The following is a 15,165-nucleotide window of genomic DNA, read 5'->3' on the forward strand; positions in this document are numbered from 1 at the left end:
CCAGGAAACCTGTGGGAGCGGGCTTGCCCGCGATGGGGCCGGTTCAGACAGCAAAGATCTCACCCCTGCTGAAACATCTCCTTCGCCCGCTGCTCGATCTGCTCCTGAGTCAGATCCTCTTTACGCGTGGCCAGGAACCACAAATGCCCATAGGGATCCTTCAACGTCCCCGAACGGTCGCCATAAAACTGGTCCTTGACCTCCGACACCACCGTGCCACCTGCCTCAATAGCCTGTTTGTATGACTTATCCACATCCGTCACATACAAGTGCAGGCCCACGGATGGCGACTGTTCCGGATTGCGCAACGGCCCTTGATCGCAAGGCGTGCCGAGCATGATCGGACAGTCACCGATGCGCAGTTCGGCGTGTCCGATGCCGCCGTCGGGCATGGCCAGGCGCATGACTTCGATGGCGCCAAAGGCTTTTTTATAGAACTCGATGGCTTCAGCGGCTTTTTGAATGCCCAGGTAGGGGGTGATGCTGTGATAACCCTCTGGGATTGGTTTGACGCTCATGATGGTTCTCCTTTTTCTTGTGGGATAACGATCGGTGTAGGAGCTGCCGAAGGCTGCGATCTTTTGATTTTGATCCTCTGCATGCGTCGAGTTCACATAAAGATCGCAGCCAGCGGCAGCTTCATATAGGGAATCTGCGGTGTCCGGCCATCAACAGTGAAGCAACAGATTGTCTGGGCGTCGCCATGGTCAAATCTTGCAAAAACCGCCGACCCCCCCGTAAACACTGCCCCACGCACTCAGGCACAGAAGCTGCAATGGCCCTTGATAAACACTGTTATCGAGAGTCCCTATGTCTGCCTTGCCCCCATCTGCCGTTTATCCGATCAACCCGCCAGCCGCCCACCGGATCGCTGATGCAGCTGAAGCGCTGAAAGTGGCCGAGCGCGTCGCTGCGATCCTGTCGGAGCAGGATGCTGAGCGCGACCGCACGCGCCAGGTGCCCGCCGAGATCGTCGATCTGTTTTCCAACAGTGGCCTGTGGGGCATCACCGTGCCCAAGGAGTTCGGTGGCGCGCAGGTGTCCTCTGCGGTGCTGGCGCAAGTCATCGCGATCATCTCGGCGGCCGATCCATCGTTAGGGCAAATCCCGCAAAACCACTATTGCCTGCTCGAAGACATTCGTCTGCAAGGCACGCCGGAGCAGCAGGCGCATTTCTTTGCGCTGGCCCTGCAAGGCCATCGCTTTGCCAATGCCCTGTCGGAAACCGGCGGCAAGAATGTGCAGGACATTCAGACAACCCTTCGTCGTTATGGCGACGGCTACGTGATCAACGGGCGCAAGGGCTACTGCACCGGTTCGCTGTATGCCCACTGGCTGGCGGTACTGGCGCTGGACGATGAGCAGAAGGGCCAGTTGGCGTTTGTCGAACGCGGCACACCCGGGCTGGTGATCGTCGACGACTGGGACAGCATCGGGCAGCGCACCACGTCCAGCGGCACGGTCTTGGCCGAGGATCTGCGCGTTCCCGCGTTCAATCTGTTCCCGACATATCGTTCCTATGAAAGCCCGACCCTGGCGGGCCCGTTTGCCCAGTTGACCACCGCCGCCATCGACGCCGGTATTGCCCGCGCGGCCCTGCGCGACACCATTGCGTTCGTGCAGCAGTTCGCCCGGCCATGGATCGACGCAGGCGTGGAAAAAGCCAGCGAAGACCCACTGACCATCATTCAGGTGGGTGGCCTGGCGATTCGTCTGGAAGCCGCCGAGGCATTGCTGGAAAGGGCCGGTCGTGCGCTGGATACGGCGCGTCCGGCGCCCGATGAAGACAACGTTGCCGCTGCGTCCCTGGCCGTGGCCAAGGCCAAGGTGCTGACCACCGAAATCGCCATCGAAGCCAGCAACAAACTGTTCGAACTGGGCGGCACCCGCTCGACCCTGAAGAAGCACAACTTCGACCGTCACTGGCGCAACGCTCGGGTGCACACGCTGCATGACCCGGTGCGCTGGAAATACCACGTGGTTGGCAACTGGCTACTCAATGGCGTCAAACCGCCACGCCACGATTGGTCGTGATCATGGGCGACTGGCTAAAAAATATTTATTGGGCGGACATCGCCCAGGCCTGTCTCGACACACTGAGCATGCTCGGCGCTGCACTGGGTTTTACCGTGCTGCTGGGGCTGCCGCTGGGCGTGCTGCTGTTTCTTACCGGCAAGCGTCAGTTGCATGAGGCGGTCGGGGTTTACCGCGTGTTGTCGGTAATCGTGAACATGCTGCGTTCACTGCCGTTCATCATTTTGCTGATTGTGCTGATTCCCCTGACCACGCTGCTGGTGGGTACATCGCTGGGCGTGCCGGGCACCATTCCACCGCTGGTGGTGGGTTGCACGCCGTTCTTCGCGCGGTTGGTGGAAACCGCGTTGCGCGAAGTCGATCGCGGCGTGGTAGAAGCCACCCAGGCCATGGGTGCAAACACCTGGCAAATCATCCGCTACACCTTGTTACCTGAAGCTCGGGGAGGGTTGCTGGCAGCGGTGACAGTGACTGCGATCGTGCTGGTCGATTACACGGCAATGGCCGGCGTGATCGGTGGCGGCGGTCTGGGTGACCTGGCGATCCGCTACGGCTACCAACGGTTTCAGACCGACGTGATGGTCGTGACGGTGGTGCTGTTGTTGATCTTGGTCCAGGCCCTGCAAATGAGCGGCGACCGACTGGTGGCGCGTTACAGCCACCGCTGACGATTCGAATCAAAAACCAATAATCCGGCCCAACGTCCGCCCCACGACGGCCACTTAATCTGCCTTGGAGCAACCCATGAAAAAGACCCTGGCCGTTCTGGCTGCGCTGATTTCCCTGAGCGTTCATGCCAATGAAAAACTCACCGTGGGCGCAACCCCAGTACCACACGCGGAAATCCTCGAGTTCGTCAAACCTGCGCTTGCCAAGGAAGGCGTCGACCTGGACATCAAGGTGTTCACCGACTTCATCCAGCCCAACCAGCAATTGGCCTTGAAAAATCTCGACGCCAACTATTACCAGTACCGGCCATTTCTCGATGACTACAACAAAACCCGCCATACCGATCTGGTACCAGTGGTCGGCGTGCACATCGAACCGTTCGGGGCTTACTCCACGAAGATCAAAAACATCTCGGAACTGAAGGACGGCGCTACGGTGTCGATCCCCAACGACCCGGTGAACACCGGTCGCGCGCTGGTGCTGCTGCACGAAGCGGGATTGATCAAGCTCAAGGATCCGAGCAATACCCTGGCGACCCAGCGCGATATCGCCGAAAACCCCAAGCACCTGAAAATTCGAGAGTTGGAAGGTGCGCTGCTGGCACGTTCGGTCAGTCAGGTTGACCTGGCGTTCGTGTTTGCCAACTACGCGCTGGAGGCCGGGATCGACACCAACAGTGCGTTGATCGTCGAGAAGGGCAAGAGTCTGTACATCGAGTTCCTGGTGGCGCGACCGGACAACATCAATGACCCAGGCCTGCAGAAACTGGCCAAGGCGCTGAACTCCGATGATGTGCGGCAGTTCATCCTGACCCGCTACAAAGGGCAGATTGCGCCGGGGTTCTGATGGTTGGTTGACTTGAGGACGCCATCGCGGGCAAGCCACGCTCCCACAGGATTTGTGTTGATTGCACAAACGGGGGGGCTCCCCAAAACCTGTGGGAGCTGGCTTGCCAGCGATGGGTCCAACGCTATATCTGATCAGTCCTCAAATCGAAAGCTGCATCAAACGCTCGCCCTGTACGTTCTCCGTTGGCCGGCGCTTGTTCACCGCCAGTTCTCCGATCTTGATCAGGCGTGTGCGCGTCACGTTGCGGCTCAGCCCCAACAGGGCGGCGGTGTGCACCTGGTTGTAGTGGCTGAAGCGATAGGCTGCCCGTAGCAAGGCATCTTCGACTTTCTCGTGCAACGCACCAGCCTGCTGCTCGAAGAGCGTCTGAAAAGCCCGATCCAGCAATGCCTCGACGGAGTCGTCGGCCTGGGTGTGAGGGTCGTCCTGACGATCGATGCGCAGGTTCGACAGTCGCAGGTCATCCCGCTCGATCACGCCATTGCGGCAAATCAACAAGGTGTGGTGAATGACGTTTTCCAGTTCGCGGATGTTGCCCGGCCAACTGTAGCTGCGCAGTTTCAGTTCGGCCTCTTTGCTCAGGGTTATGCTGCCGTAACCGAGGCGCTGGCTGTAGACGTCGATGAAGTGACGGGTTAAAGGCAGGATGTCGCCTGGACGATCTCGCAGCGGGCTCAGCTCCAGGCTGACCACGTCGAGTCGGTAATACAGGTCTTCGCGAAAATGCCCGGCGTTGATGGCTTTCTCCAGTTGCACATTGGTCGCCGCGAGCACCCGTACATCGATAGGAATGCTCTTGCGCGAACCCAGGCGCACCACTTCGCGCTCCTGCAATACCCGAAGCAACTTGACCTGGATCGCCATCGGCAAATCGCCGATCTCGTCGAGGAACAACGTGCCTCCGTCAGCTTCTTCGAACCAACCGGCCTTGGCGCTCAATGCGCCGGTGAACGCGCCTTTTTCGTGGCCAAACAATTCGGCCTCGACCAGGGATTCGGAAAACGCGCCACAGTTCACCGCCACGAACGGCCGGTTGCGCCGGGCGCTGAGGTTGTGGACATGCCGTGCCACCAACTCTTTGCCGGTGCCGGTTTCGCCAATGATCAACACACTGGCTTCACTGGGCGCGACCTGTTGTAGATGCGCGAGCAAGGCCTGGGATTTCGGGTCTTCGAATACCTGGGCCGTGGCGCGGATCGAGGTGGCCAGAGCGGGCGAGGGCGGTAAGGTCAGCAGTTGCATGAGGCACGCTCCATGTAGGGCAGGATGTTCTTCAGCCAAGGAATATTGTTGAGTGACTGTTGCCTGGCCAACAGCGCTTCAGGCAAACGTTATAAGGATTTGTTTTTATTCCGTAAAAGACATTAAATTAATATTTATATAACTTATTGAGATATGAGGGCGGTGCCTTATCGGCATTTGAAAAACTCGATAGCGACTATCGAGAGCGATGATTTCTGCTCATCCAATGGCGCGAGTAGCCTGTGTTCATTGCCCCGAACCCAGATGCCAGGACGCCAAACATGAAACCTCTAATCGCCACTCTCTTGCTGCTTGCGGTCTCCGTTCTCGCCGGATGTGCCAGCCATGTATCCCCGGAATTGCGGCCCTACACCGCTGAAGAAACCCGAGAGCTGGCGCTGGAGGCTTTGAACCGTCGCAGTTTGTCCTTCGACGAATACCACGCGAAAAAGGCCGAATTGCTCGGCGAGCCGCAGAAGGCTTTTGGTTTCGACAAGCGGGGGGAGATGAACGCGGAGCTAGCTGTACAGCTGCACGGTCGTCCAAGTTGATCAAAACTGTACCGGTCGAACTTTCACCTAACTGTCCATGGGTTTGCATCGAGTCCTGCGATAGGGTCAATACCTGACTGACCGCGATGGACTGCCACCCATGACACTCTCACTCGATCTGCTGCTGGGCTTCGCCCTGTATGCCCTCGTTACCTCGATCACACCCGGTCCGAACAACACCATGTTGCTGGCATCCGGGGTGAACTTCGGCTTTAACCGCACGATCCCCCATATGCTTGGCATTACCTGCGGCTTGTTTGTGATGGTGGTGGCGGTAGGTTTTGGATTGGGCGCGGTGTTCCAGACTTCTCCTTTGCTTTACACCGTCCTGCGTTACGTTGGCGCTGCGTATTTACTGTATCTGGCGTGGAAAGTTGCTCATTCCGGACCGGTCTCGGACAGTGAGAAGAGTGAGGGAAAACCGACCAGCTACCTGGGCGCCGCTGCGTTCCAGTGGGTCAATCCCAAGGCGTGGATCATGGCTATTGGTGCAATCAGCACCTACACGCCGATGCAGGGCTACTTCACCAACGTGATCGTGATTGCAGCGGTTTTCGCCCTGATCAACCTGCCGAGCGTCAGCGTCTGGGCCGCGTGCGGTACGTTGCTGCGCAATGTTCTGAAGGACCGCCGCTGGCTGCGCCTGTTCAACTGGGGCATGGCTGCGCTGCTGGTGGCGTCGCTGTATCCGATTGTGCTCGAAAGCTTTAGCTGACGCATTGCTTCAACCGGTTGCCCGATGCCTGTTAAGCTCACTTTTCAGGAGCGTACCTACGCACTTTTAATGAAGTTGTACTTCTTTAACGGCATCCGATCAGGTATTGGTAACGTTCTGAAAACCGGACGCAGCTCATAAGGCTGCGTTTCGCCGTTTGCAGTCACGAGCTTCCTGATCCCGGAACACGCTCTGCGAGTCTTTTATGAATAAACGTCCGCTGTATTTCGACTACGCCGCCACCACGCCGGTGGATGAGCGCGTCATCAAGGTCATGGTCGAGTGTCTGGGCTTCAACGGTAACTTCGGTAACCCGGCTTCCAGCTCCCACAGCTTTGGCCAGCAGGCCCGGCAAACGGTCGAGCAGGCGCGGCGCCAGGTCGCGGACCTGGTCGGCGCCAAGCCAGAGCAAATCGTCTGGACCTCCGGTGCCACTGAATCCAACAACCTCGCACTCAAGGGCGTCACCCAGGCTCGCGGCGTTGCTGGCGGCCACGTCATCACCAGCCAGATCGAACACAAGGCAATCCTCGATACCGCCCGCCAATTGCAGGACGCAGGCGTCACGGTGACGTATCTGTTGCCGGACGCCGACGGCCTGATCACCGCGCAAGCCGTCAGTGAAGCCATGCGCGAGGACACCTTCCTGGTGTCGCTGATGCTGGTCAACAACGAGCTGGGCACACTCAACGACATCCCGGCGATTGGTCAGGTGGTGCGTGAGCGCAATGCGTTGTTCCATGTCGATGCGGCGCAGGGCGCGGGAAAAGTGGCGATCGACCTGGCACAGTGGCCGGTGGACCTGATGTCGTTCTCGGCACACAAGCTCTACGGTCCCAAAGGCATCGGCGCGTTGTATGTCGGCCCGCGTGCGCAGCAGCGTTTGCAGGCACAAATCCACGGTGGTGGTCATGAAGGTGGCCTGCGTTCCGGCACCCTGGCGACGCATCAAATTGCTGCCATGGGCGCAGCTTTCGCTTTGGCGGCCGCTTCGTTCGATGAAGAAAAAGCATTGATCGTGCGCCTGCGCGAGCGCCTGCTCGATCAATTGCTGAGCATGCCGGGCGTGCGGCTCAATGGCAGCCCGACCCGACGCATTCCTCATACCCTGAGCCTGACCTTCAGCGAGGGCGAATTCAATTCAGCGGCATTGCTCCCATCGATCGCGTTTTCCGCAACCTCGGCCTGTAATTCCGCGAGCAACGCGCCGTCCCATGTGCTGCTGGCCCTGGGGCACGACGCCCGCTCGGCGAGTCGCACCATTCGCTTGAGCCTGGGGCGTTTCACCACCGAACAGGATATCGATCAAGCGATTCAACTGATTAAAACCGCCTGCGCCAGTGCTCCGGCATTCTGGCAATAGGGCGATCAAGCGCCGACGTTGATCGGCACTGAACAATAATGATGAGTGGTTAGCAGGAGTCACGATGAATACGCAGTTTTCGATTACAGGAACGGTGCCCCAGCGTCTGGCGCAGACCCGCGAGCTGATGAGCCGGGAAGGTATTCATGCCTTGCTGGTGCCGTCGGCCGACCCGCACCTGTCCGAGTACTTGCCCGGTTACTGGCAGGGGCGTCAATGGTTGTCAGGTTTCCATGGTTCGGTCGGTACGCTGATCGTCACCGCCGATTTCGCCGGTGTGTGGGCGGACAGCCGTTATTGGGAGCAAGCGACCAAGGAACTCAAGGGCAGCGGCATCGAACTGGTCAAGCTGCAACCGGGTCAGCCGGGGCCGCTGGACTGGCTGGCCGAACAGACGCCTGAAGGCGGTGTCGTCGCGGTCGATGGTGCGGTAATGGCTGTGGCCTCGGCGCGTACGCTGGGCGGCAAACTCCAGGAGCGCGGCGCACGCCTGCGCACCGACATCGATCTGTTGAGCGAAGTCTGGAGCGATCGCCCGACACTGCCTAATGAACCGATCTATCAACACCTGGCACCGCAGGCCACCGTCAGCCGTGGCGAGAAACTCGCAAAGCTGCGTGAAACCTTGCAGGCGCGCGGTGCCGATTGGCATTTCATCGCCACCCTCGACGATATCGCCTGGCTGTTCAACCTGCGTGGCGGCGACGTGTCGTTCAACCCGGTTTTCGTGTCCTTTGCCTTGATCAATCAGCAGCAGGCGACGTTGTTTGTGGCACTGAGCAAGGTCGATGCCCAGTTGCGTGCAGTCCTTGAACAGGATGGCGTAACCCTGCGCGATTACAGCGAAGTGGCCGATGCCCTGCGCGCGGTGCCCAATGATGCGAGCCTGCTGGTCGATCCGGCGCGAGTGACGGCAGGTTTGCTGGATAACCTGGGCAGCGGCGTAAAACTGGTCGAAGGCCTGAACCCGACGACCCTGGCCAAGTCGCAAAAAAGCCTGGCCGACGCCGAACATATTCGCCAGGCCATGGAACAGGACGGCGCGGCACTGTGCGAGTTCTTCACCTGGCTGGACTCGGCGTTGGGCCGCGAACGCATCACCGAACTGACCATCGACGAAAAACTCACCGCTGCACGTGAACGCCGTCCGGATTATGTGTCGCTGAGCTTCAATACCATTGCCGCCTTCAACGCCAATGGGGCCATGCCGCATTACCATGCCACCGAAGAAGAGCACGCGGTGATCGAAGGTGACGGCCTGTTGCTGATCGATTCCGGTGGTCAGTACCTGGGCGGCACCACTGACATCACGCGGATGGTGGCGGTGGGCACGCCGACTGCCGAGCAGAAACAGGATTGCACCCGTGTACTCAAGGGCGTGATTGCCTTGTCCCGGGCACGGTTTCCTAAAGGGATCCTGTCTCCGTTACTGGACGCCATCGCGCGGGCGCCGATCTGGGCCGAAAACGTCGATTACGGCCACGGTACAGGTCACGGTGTTGGCTACTTCCTCAATGTGCACGAAGGCCCGCAAGTCATTGCCTATCAGGCCGCCCCTGCGCCGCAAACCGCAATGCTGCCGGGCATGATCACCTCCATCGAGCCGGGCACTTATCGTCCGGGGCGTTGGGGTGTGCGGATCGAGAACCTGGCGATGAACCGCGAAGCAGGCAGCAGCGAATTCGGTGAGTTCCTGAAATTCGAAACCCTGACCTTGTGCCCGATCGATACCCGTTGCCTGGAAACCTCGTTGCTGAGCGAAGAGGAAAAGCAATGGTTCAACGCCTACCACGCTGAGGTGCGCGAGCGTTTGAGCCCGCTGCTCGAAGGCGCGGCCCTTGAGTGGTTGAACACCCGCACCGCGGCTATCTGATTGCTTGTAGCTCAGGTGCTGAGTCCAGCGCCTGAGCCATGTAATCGACAAAGGCTTTGACCCTGGCGGATTGACGGCGATTCGCCGGGGACACGGCGTGTATCGGCAGCGACTGTGCGATGTAGTCCTGCAAAATCGCCGTCACTCTCCCGGCTTTCAGATCCTCACTGAACAGCCACACCGGCGACAACGCAATCCCCATTCCCCCCAGCACCAGCTCGCGGATCGCCTCAGAGTTGTTGCTTTGCGCATTGCCCTTGATCCGCACTTCGTGGCGGCGGGTACCACTCTGGTAAATCCACAGGTTCTGACTGCTCAGCAGATTGAACAGCAGACAGTTGTGCTTGCCCAGCTCTTCCGGCGTTTGTGGCTGGCCGTGTTGGGCCAGGTAATCCGGCGCTGCGACGGTCACCCGATGTGTGGTGCCGATGTGACGGGCGATCAGGCCGCTGTCATTCAACGCGCCGATTCTGAACGTGACATCCAGACCTTCGCTGACCAGGTCCTGATTCTGGTCGCTCAGTTGCAGGTCGATCTGAATTCCCGGATGACGCTTGAGAAATTCCGGCAGGCGAGGCGCAATCTGCAAGCGCCCGAAACTGACCGAAGAACCGATTTTCAGTGGTCCGGCAATAGTCTCGCGGCCGGACTGGAAGCTGTGCTCGGCGGCATCCACGGCAGCGAGGATGTGTCGACATTGGTCGTAGTAGCGCTGGCCTTCATCGGTCAGGGACAGCTTTCGGGTACTGCGGGCAATCAGCTTTCCACCCAGCTCGCCTTCCAGCGCCTGTAGCACTTTGCTGACGGTTGGCTGAGTGGTCTGCAGCTCTCGGGCAACGGCGGAAAAGCTGCCGCGTTCGACCACTCTGACGAAAATTGCCATTGCGTTCAATTTGTCCACGAGACTTCTCATTGATGCCGTCAGGGAATATTTACTATAGCGATATGGCGTCTTATCGGCATGAGTTGGCTGATGGAAGATAAGTCCTGCAACCACCTCTGACGGGACTACGCGAAATGACTGATTCACTGCAAATGCGTGCGCTGATTGTCGACTCGGCCAATGCACCGCTGCGTTTGGCTTCCATTGCGCGGCCGACGCCGAGCGCGGGGCAGGTGCTGGTGCGGATCGCGGCCAGCGGGGTGAATCCTTTGGACGGGAAAATCCGTTCCGGGCAGGCCGCCCACACCCGTCAACCACTGCCAGCGGTGCTGGGGATGGATCTGGCGGGAACTGTAGAGGCCTTGGGGGAGGGTGTGAGTGGCTGGAAGCCGGGTGATGAAGTCTATGCCATGGCGACCGGAATCGGTGGTGCCCAGGGTTCGTTGGCCGAGTACGCCGTGGTTGATGCTCGATTGCTGGCAGCCAAGCCGGTCAACCTGACGATGCGCGAGGCTGCGGGGTTGCCTTTGGTACTGATCACGGCATGGGAAGGGTTGGTCGACCGGGCTCGGGTACATGCGGGACAGAAAGTGCTGATACAGGGCGGGGCGGGCGGCGTCGGTCATGTCGCAGTACAAATCGCCCGAGCATTCGGTGCCGAGGTGTATGCCACCGGTTCAGCCCGGCATCGGGAGATCATTGAAGGATTGGGCGCGACCTTTATCGATTACCGCCAATGGACGGTCGAGGACTATGTTGCGCAGTACACGGCCGGGGAAGGCTTCGATGTCGTCTATGACACCGTGGGCGGTGAAACGCTGGACGCTTCATTCAAGGCTGCGCGTGTGTATCACGGCCATGTGGTGAGCTGTCTCGGTTGGGGACAGCACAGTCTCGCGCCGCTTTCGTTTCGCGGGGCGACCTATTCCGGTGTGTTTACCTTGTTGCCATTGCTGACGGGGCAGGGGCGTGAGCATCACGGGGCGATTCTACGCGAGGCCGCGCACTTAATTGAGGCCGGCGAGCTCAAGCCGATTCTCGATCCTCGTCAATTCAACCTGCACACTGCCGAGGCCGCCCATACGCTGCTTCTGGCGGGAGCGGCGCAGGGGCGGTTGGTCGTCGAAATTTAACTCAGGGCTTCAAGGACGAAGTCCAAGCGGTCCTGACCGAAGAACATCTGATTATCGACAAACATGCTCGGCGCACCAAATACGCCGCGCTGCACGGCCTTCTCGGTATTGTCCTTGAGCGTGGCTTTGATTTCCTCATCGGCGGTCAGAGCCAGCACCTCGTTGGGATCAAAACCGTTCCGGGCAAGTACTTGCGCCACTGTTGCCGGCTCATCGAGGCTGCGGCCTTCAACCCACAGGGCCTTGAACAGGCAGTCGATGAATGCGACGAAACGTTCGGGATGGCGCAACTGCATACCAGTCACGGCGCGCATGAGCATCAGGGTATTGATAGGAAAATGCGGGTTGAACTTCAGCGGTACACCGTAGCGTCTGGCATATCGGTCGAGGTCCTGAAACATGTATTGGCCTTTGGCCGGGATGGTGGCCGGAGAGGCATTGCCGGTGGCCTTGAACACGCCACCGAGCAGGATTGGAATGTAGATCAGTTGGCTGTCGGTCTGCTCACAGATCTTTGGTAGCTGGGTGTAGGCCAGGTAGGTGGCGGGGCTGCCTAGATCGAAATAGAACTCTACGGTTTTGCTCATGGTCGATGCGCTCTGTTTGTTGTTATAGGGGAGGGCTTACCAACGTTCACTCCAGGGGCGCAGGTCCAGCTCGAAGGTCCAGGCGTCGCGGGGCTGGCTGTGCAGATACCAATAGTTCTCGGCAATGTGTTCCGGGTTGAGAATGCCGTCCTGGTCCTTTGTTGCGTATTTCTCGGGAAAGCTTTCGCGAATGAAGTCGGTATCGATAGCACCATCGACGACCACGTGGGCTACATGAATATTCATCGGCCCCAATTCTCGGGCCATGCTTTGCGCCAGTGCTCGAATGCCGTGTTTGGCGCCCGCGAATGCGGCGAATCCTGCGGCGCCTCGCATGCCCGCGGTAGCACCAGTGAACAGGATCGTTCCCCTTTGGCGCTTGGCCATGCGCTTGGCCACTTCACGGGCGTTGAGGAAACCCGAGAAACAGGCCATTTCCCAAATCTTGAAATACTTGCGGGCGGTTTCTTCGAGAATGCTGCAGGGCACATTGGCGCCGATGTTGAAGACGAATGCTTCGATGGGCCCGATCTCGCTTTCAATCTGCTCGACCAGTGCCACCACATCCTCTTCCTTGCGCGCATCGCAGGCAAAACCGTGGGCTTCTCCACCGTCGGCCAGGATTGCGTCGACCAGCGGCTGGAGTTTGTCCGCGCTGCGACGGGTGACGCAGGCTACGAATCCTTCCTGGGCAAAACGTTTGGCAATGGCGCCGCCAGTAGCATCTCCAGCCCCTACAACCAGTACGACCTTCTTGTTATTCATGGGTAGATCCATTTGGTAAACGATCGTTAACTAAACGAACGTTATGCTACGATTTGGCGGGCGTCAATACGATCAACTTTGAGGGAAGGGCAATGCGTTACTCGGCCAATCACAAGCTCGAAACCCGGGAGAAGCTCCTGGACAGCAGTTCGACATCTGCCAAGAAGTCAGGTTTTTCCACAGTGGGTGTCGACGGATTGATGAAGGCAATCGGCTTGAGTGGAGGGGCTTTCTATAGTCACTTTTCTTCGAAGGACGAATTGTTCGCTGCCGTTGTCGAGCGTGAGTTGCGCCAGAGTCTGGAGCGACTGGGTGTTGATCAGGATCGTGACAAGCTCCAGCGCTGCTTGAAGCACTACTTGAGCATGTCCCATGTCGAACACCCTGAAACCGGCTGTGCGCTACCGGCGCTGGGCGCCGAGATTGCCCGTTCTGATCCGATGGTTCGACAGCAGGCGGAGCACTGGATCTGTGAGTTACAAGAGAGCTGGGCGCAGGTGTTGGAGAGCGACAGCTTGGCTTGGGCGATTCTGTCGCAATGCATCGGGGCGTTGGTGGTGGCGAGGATGCTCGCCACAGCGGAGCTTCAGCAGAAGGTGCTGAAGTCCAGTTACGATGAGATCAGTCGTCAGATTGCAGGCTCGTAAGCCCGAAACCAGGTCTCAATCTACTTGCAGATGACGATCATGCTGCGGCTGGTATAACCGGCAGGGTTGAGGCCAAAAGGATAATCCCCTGGCTCCTCCACGGCATCCCCTGACTTGGCGATGACCTTGTATCCCTTCGGCGCGCACGAGTTGGTGGCGCTGGCATAACACTGGTCCCATGAGGACGACAGCCCTGAGCAGTTGATGTGCAGCCCTTTTCTGCCGTATTTGACTTGGGTTTTCGTTGTCGCCGCGCAGCCTGCAATCGCAAGTACGGCGATCAGTATCAAAATTCGTTTCATTGCTGTCCTTGTTGCTTTCCCGGGTCTGGCGCCCGGTCTCGCAGTATTCGCTGTTGCATGAAGCGTTCTGATGTCCCTGTCTTGAAAAGTCCATGGCTGACGTTAAGTGGCGGGCCTAAACATGGCCTAAATGAGCGGCAAATACCAGAGCTGCGTCAACTCTCGCATCAATCCACAGCAACGGCGGGTTTGGTGGCGCTACCCATTGTCATCGTGGCACCAACGGAAGCCAGAATGATGCACAGGATAGCCATCCACTGTGACAGGGAAAGGTATTCATGGAGGAACAGTAAACCTGACAGCGCACCAAACGCGGGCTCAATGCTCATCAATGTACCGAAGGTCCTGGCCGGCATGCGTGTGAGGGCGACCATCTCCAGGGTATAGGGGAGGGCAGTCGACAGGATGGCGACACCGATGGCTATCGGAATCAGTGATGGCGTCAGCAGCGCGGCGCCAGCATGAACAATACCGATGGGGGCTACGAACAGGGCGGCAATCATTACGCCAAGCGCCGCAGTCTGTACCCCATTGTCAGCACCGGCCTTTTGACCGAAGAGAATGTAGAGCGCCCAGCACACCCCGGCGCCCAGAGCGTAGCCAGCGCCTAACAGATCTAGACCGGCGGACGTTGCTCCGGTCGGTATCAGCAATAACAAGCCAACGGCAGCGAGAGCGATCCATAGAAAGTCGATTGCCCGGCGTGATGCGTAAATGGCGACAGCCAATGGCCCGGTGAACTCCAGTGCCACCGCAATACCCAAAGGCACCGTGCGCAAGGACATATAGAAGAGGAAGTTCATGCCGCCCAGTGCCATGCCATAGACGATGACAGTGCGCAGGGACTTTGAAGTGAGCTTGGCTCGCCATGGGCGCAGGAGTAGCAGCATGATTACGCTGGCGAAGACCAGGCGCAGAGTTGTGGTTCCCTGAGCGCCAATAATGGGGAACATACTTTTGGCCAGAGAGGCTCCGGACTGGATCGATGCCATGGCTATTAATAGCAGGCCGACCGAGAACAAGGTCGAGGCAAGGCTGCGAGACTGATCATTCATTGAGAGGCATCGTCCAAAGTAGGGTGGAGCTTGGGTTTTGTTCCTGTTTGGGCAATATACTGCGCAATCGTCAGTGGCGCGTCTATATATAAGCAGTGTTTTTACTGATCTTGATAGAAAAACCAAATCAGTGCTTGACGGCAGATTTCAGATCTCTATAATTCGCCCCACTTCCGGCGCAGTCGAAACGGAAAACTCCTTGGTAAACAACGAGTTACGCAGTTTTCGGCAGTCGGTTGCTTCAGCTCATCGAAGCCAAAAGGAAGTTGAAAAAGAGGTGTTGACAGCAGCGAGTAACGCTGTAGAATTCGCCTCCCGCTGACGAGAGATCGAAAGCGCAAGTGGTTGAGGTTACAAAGGAAACTTTGAAAGCTTCTGAAAATAATCACTTGACAGCAAATGAGGCTGCTGTAGAATGCGCGCCTCGGTTGAGACGAAAGATCTTAACCAACCGCTCTTTAACAACTGAATCAAGCAATTCGTGTGGGTGCTTGTGG

At 58.4% G+C, this 15,165-nt stretch carries 16 protein-coding genes; 9 read left to right on the forward strand and 7 right to left on the reverse strand.

Annotation, left to right across the window (positions count from 1 at the left end; all coding sequences use genetic code 11):
* Positions 1 to 59 precede the first annotated feature (59 nt).
* Complete coding sequence (locus ACRESJ_RS06785) at positions 60 to 518, reverse strand: VOC family protein (protein WP_431757228.1); 459 nt, start codon at positions 516 to 518, stop codon at positions 60 to 62.
* Positions 519 to 810: 292 nt separating this feature from the next.
* Here ACRESJ_RS06785 and ACRESJ_RS06790 point away from each other — a divergent pair, with 292 nt between their 5' ends.
* From ACRESJ_RS06790 to ACRESJ_RS06800, 3 genes are all read left to right on the forward strand, one after another.
* A complete protein-coding gene (locus ACRESJ_RS06790) occupies positions 811 to 2,034 on the forward strand; it encodes an SfnB family sulfur acquisition oxidoreductase (protein ID WP_431757229.1) in 1,224 nt (407 codons plus the stop codon).
* A gap of 2 nt (positions 2,035 to 2,036) precedes the next feature.
* A complete protein-coding gene (locus ACRESJ_RS06795) occupies positions 2,037 to 2,702 on the forward strand; it encodes a methionine ABC transporter permease (RefSeq protein WP_431757230.1) in 666 nt (221 codons plus the stop codon).
* Between the two features lie 76 nt (positions 2,703 to 2,778).
* Positions 2,779 to 3,549, forward strand: coding sequence for a MetQ/NlpA family ABC transporter substrate-binding protein (locus tag ACRESJ_RS06800; RefSeq protein WP_150772494.1), 771 nt, complete (start codon positions 2,779 to 2,781; stop codon positions 3,547 to 3,549).
* Between the two features lie 141 nt (positions 3,550 to 3,690).
* Here the strand turns inward: ACRESJ_RS06800 and ACRESJ_RS06805 are convergent, their stop codons facing one another.
* Positions 3,691 to 4,794: a sigma-54 interaction domain-containing protein gene (locus ACRESJ_RS06805; protein WP_431757231.1), complete on the reverse strand. Its 1,104-nt coding sequence runs from the start codon at positions 4,792 to 4,794 to the stop codon at positions 3,691 to 3,693.
* Positions 4,795 to 5,075: 281 nt separating this feature from the next.
* Here ACRESJ_RS06805 and ACRESJ_RS06810 point away from each other — a divergent pair, with 281 nt between their 5' ends.
* The 4 genes from ACRESJ_RS06810 to ACRESJ_RS06825 all read left to right on the forward strand — a co-directional run bounded on the left by ACRESJ_RS06810 (position 5,076) and on the right by ACRESJ_RS06825 (position 9,296).
* Positions 5,076 to 5,345: a hypothetical protein gene (locus tag ACRESJ_RS06810; protein WP_431757232.1), complete on the forward strand. Its 270-nt coding sequence runs from the start codon at positions 5,076 to 5,078 to the stop codon at positions 5,343 to 5,345.
* 100 nt (positions 5,346 to 5,445) lie between these two features.
* A complete protein-coding gene (locus ACRESJ_RS06815) occupies positions 5,446 to 6,060 on the forward strand; it encodes a LysE family translocator (protein ID WP_431757233.1) in 615 nt (204 codons plus the stop codon).
* 205 nt (positions 6,061 to 6,265) lie between these two features.
* The gene (locus ACRESJ_RS06820) at positions 6,266 to 7,423 is read left to right on the forward strand and encodes a cysteine desulfurase family protein (protein ID WP_431757234.1); all 1,158 of its coding nucleotides are present in this window, start codon (positions 6,266 to 6,268) and stop codon (positions 7,421 to 7,423) included.
* A gap of 64 nt (positions 7,424 to 7,487) precedes the next feature.
* Positions 7,488 to 9,296 carry an aminopeptidase P family protein gene (locus ACRESJ_RS06825; RefSeq protein WP_431757235.1) on the forward strand — a complete coding sequence of 603 codons (1,809 nt, stop codon included), beginning with the start codon at positions 7,488 to 7,490 and terminating at the stop codon, positions 9,294 to 9,296.
* On the opposite strand, the gene ACRESJ_RS06830 is transcribed toward ACRESJ_RS06825, so the two are convergent.
* Complete coding sequence (locus tag ACRESJ_RS06830) at positions 9,289 to 10,209, reverse strand: LysR family transcriptional regulator (RefSeq protein WP_431757236.1); 921 nt, start codon at positions 10,207 to 10,209, stop codon at positions 9,289 to 9,291. The two genes, ACRESJ_RS06825 and ACRESJ_RS06830, sit on opposite strands and share 8 nt — an antisense overlap.
* Positions 10,210 to 10,313: 104 nt before the next feature.
* Here ACRESJ_RS06830 and ACRESJ_RS06835 point away from each other — a divergent pair, with 104 nt between their 5' ends.
* Entirely contained in the window at positions 10,314 to 11,312 is a 999-nt protein-coding gene (locus ACRESJ_RS06835) for a zinc-dependent alcohol dehydrogenase family protein (RefSeq protein ID WP_431757237.1), read from the forward strand.
* Here the strand turns inward: ACRESJ_RS06835 and ACRESJ_RS06840 are convergent.
* Together ACRESJ_RS06840 and ACRESJ_RS06845 are read right to left on the reverse strand one after the other, a co-directional pair.
* The gene (locus tag ACRESJ_RS06840; protein WP_431757238.1) at positions 11,309 to 11,899 is read right to left on the reverse strand and encodes a 2-hydroxychromene-2-carboxylate isomerase; all 591 of its coding nucleotides are present in this window, start codon (positions 11,897 to 11,899) and stop codon (positions 11,309 to 11,311) included. The genes ACRESJ_RS06835 and ACRESJ_RS06840 overlap by 4 nt on opposite strands.
* Positions 11,900 to 11,935: 36 nt before the next feature.
* Complete coding sequence (locus ACRESJ_RS06845; RefSeq protein WP_431757239.1) at positions 11,936 to 12,664, reverse strand: SDR family oxidoreductase; 729 nt, start codon at positions 12,662 to 12,664, stop codon at positions 11,936 to 11,938.
* 92 nt (positions 12,665 to 12,756) lie between these two features.
* Between ACRESJ_RS06845 and ACRESJ_RS06850 the strand changes: the two genes are divergently transcribed.
* A complete protein-coding gene (locus ACRESJ_RS06850) occupies positions 12,757 to 13,311 on the forward strand; it encodes a TetR/AcrR family transcriptional regulator (protein ID WP_431757240.1) in 555 nt (184 codons plus the stop codon).
* Positions 13,312 to 13,331: 20 nt separating this feature from the next.
* Here the strand turns inward: ACRESJ_RS06850 and ACRESJ_RS06855 are convergent, their stop codons facing one another.
* Positions 13,332 to 13,613 carry a hypothetical protein gene (locus ACRESJ_RS06855; RefSeq protein ID WP_431757241.1) on the reverse strand — a complete coding sequence of 94 codons (282 nt, stop codon included), beginning with the start codon at positions 13,611 to 13,613 and terminating at the stop codon, positions 13,332 to 13,334.
* A 167-nt stretch (positions 13,614 to 13,780) separates the two neighbouring features.
* Positions 13,781 to 14,668 carry a threonine/homoserine exporter RhtA gene (rhtA, locus tag ACRESJ_RS06860; RefSeq protein WP_431757242.1) on the reverse strand — a complete coding sequence of 296 codons (888 nt, stop codon included), beginning with the start codon at positions 14,666 to 14,668 and terminating at the stop codon, positions 13,781 to 13,783.
* Positions 14,669 to 15,165 lie beyond the last annotated feature (497 nt).

The sequence above is a fragment of the Pseudomonas sp. genome, from assembly GCF_050739655.1.
GTDB lineage: Bacteria > Pseudomonadota > Gammaproteobacteria > Pseudomonadales > Pseudomonadaceae > Aquipseudomonas.

Bases quoted from the DNA above. Each gene is read 5' to 3' on its own strand.
- ACRESJ_RS06850 (WP_431757240.1), top strand. From the start codon at position 12,757: ATGCGTTACTCGGCCAATCACAAGCTCGAAACCCGGGAGAAGCTCCTG.
- ACRESJ_RS06855 (WP_431757241.1), bottom strand. From the start codon at position 13,613: ATGAAACGAATTTTGATACTGATCGCCGTACTTGCGATTGCAGGCTGC.
- ACRESJ_RS06805 (WP_431757231.1), bottom strand. From the start codon at position 4,794: ATGCAACTGCTGACCTTACCGCCCTCGCCCGCTCTGGCCACCTCGATC.
- ACRESJ_RS06795 (WP_431757230.1), top strand. From the start codon at position 2,037: ATGGGCGACTGGCTAAAAAATATTTATTGGGCGGACATCGCCCAGGCC.
- ACRESJ_RS06800 (WP_150772494.1), top strand. From the start codon at position 2,779: ATGAAAAAGACCCTGGCCGTTCTGGCTGCGCTGATTTCCCTGAGCGTT.
- ACRESJ_RS06820 (WP_431757234.1), top strand. From the start codon at position 6,266: ATGAATAAACGTCCGCTGTATTTCGACTACGCCGCCACCACGCCGGTG.
- ACRESJ_RS06790 (WP_431757229.1), top strand. From the start codon at position 811: ATGTCTGCCTTGCCCCCATCTGCCGTTTATCCGATCAACCCGCCAGCC.
- ACRESJ_RS06830 (WP_431757236.1), bottom strand. From the start codon at position 10,209: ATGAGAAGTCTCGTGGACAAATTGAACGCAATGGCAATTTTCGTCAGA.
- ACRESJ_RS06785 (WP_431757228.1), bottom strand. From the start codon at position 518: ATGAGCGTCAAACCAATCCCAGAGGGTTATCACAGCATCACCCCCTAC.
- ACRESJ_RS06835 (WP_431757237.1), top strand. From the start codon at position 10,314: ATGACTGATTCACTGCAAATGCGTGCGCTGATTGTCGACTCGGCCAAT.
- rhtA (WP_431757242.1), bottom strand. From the start codon at position 14,668: ATGAATGATCAGTCTCGCAGCCTTGCCTCGACCTTGTTCTCGGTCGGC.
- ACRESJ_RS06815 (WP_431757233.1), top strand. From the start codon at position 5,446: ATGACACTCTCACTCGATCTGCTGCTGGGCTTCGCCCTGTATGCCCTC.
- ACRESJ_RS06825 (WP_431757235.1), top strand. From the start codon at position 7,488: ATGAATACGCAGTTTTCGATTACAGGAACGGTGCCCCAGCGTCTGGCG.
- ACRESJ_RS06845 (WP_431757239.1), bottom strand. From the start codon at position 12,664: ATGAATAACAAGAAGGTCGTACTGGTTGTAGGGGCTGGAGATGCTACT.
- ACRESJ_RS06840 (WP_431757238.1), bottom strand. From the start codon at position 11,899: ATGAGCAAAACCGTAGAGTTCTATTTCGATCTAGGCAGCCCCGCCACC.
- ACRESJ_RS06810 (WP_431757232.1), top strand. From the start codon at position 5,076: ATGAAACCTCTAATCGCCACTCTCTTGCTGCTTGCGGTCTCCGTTCTC.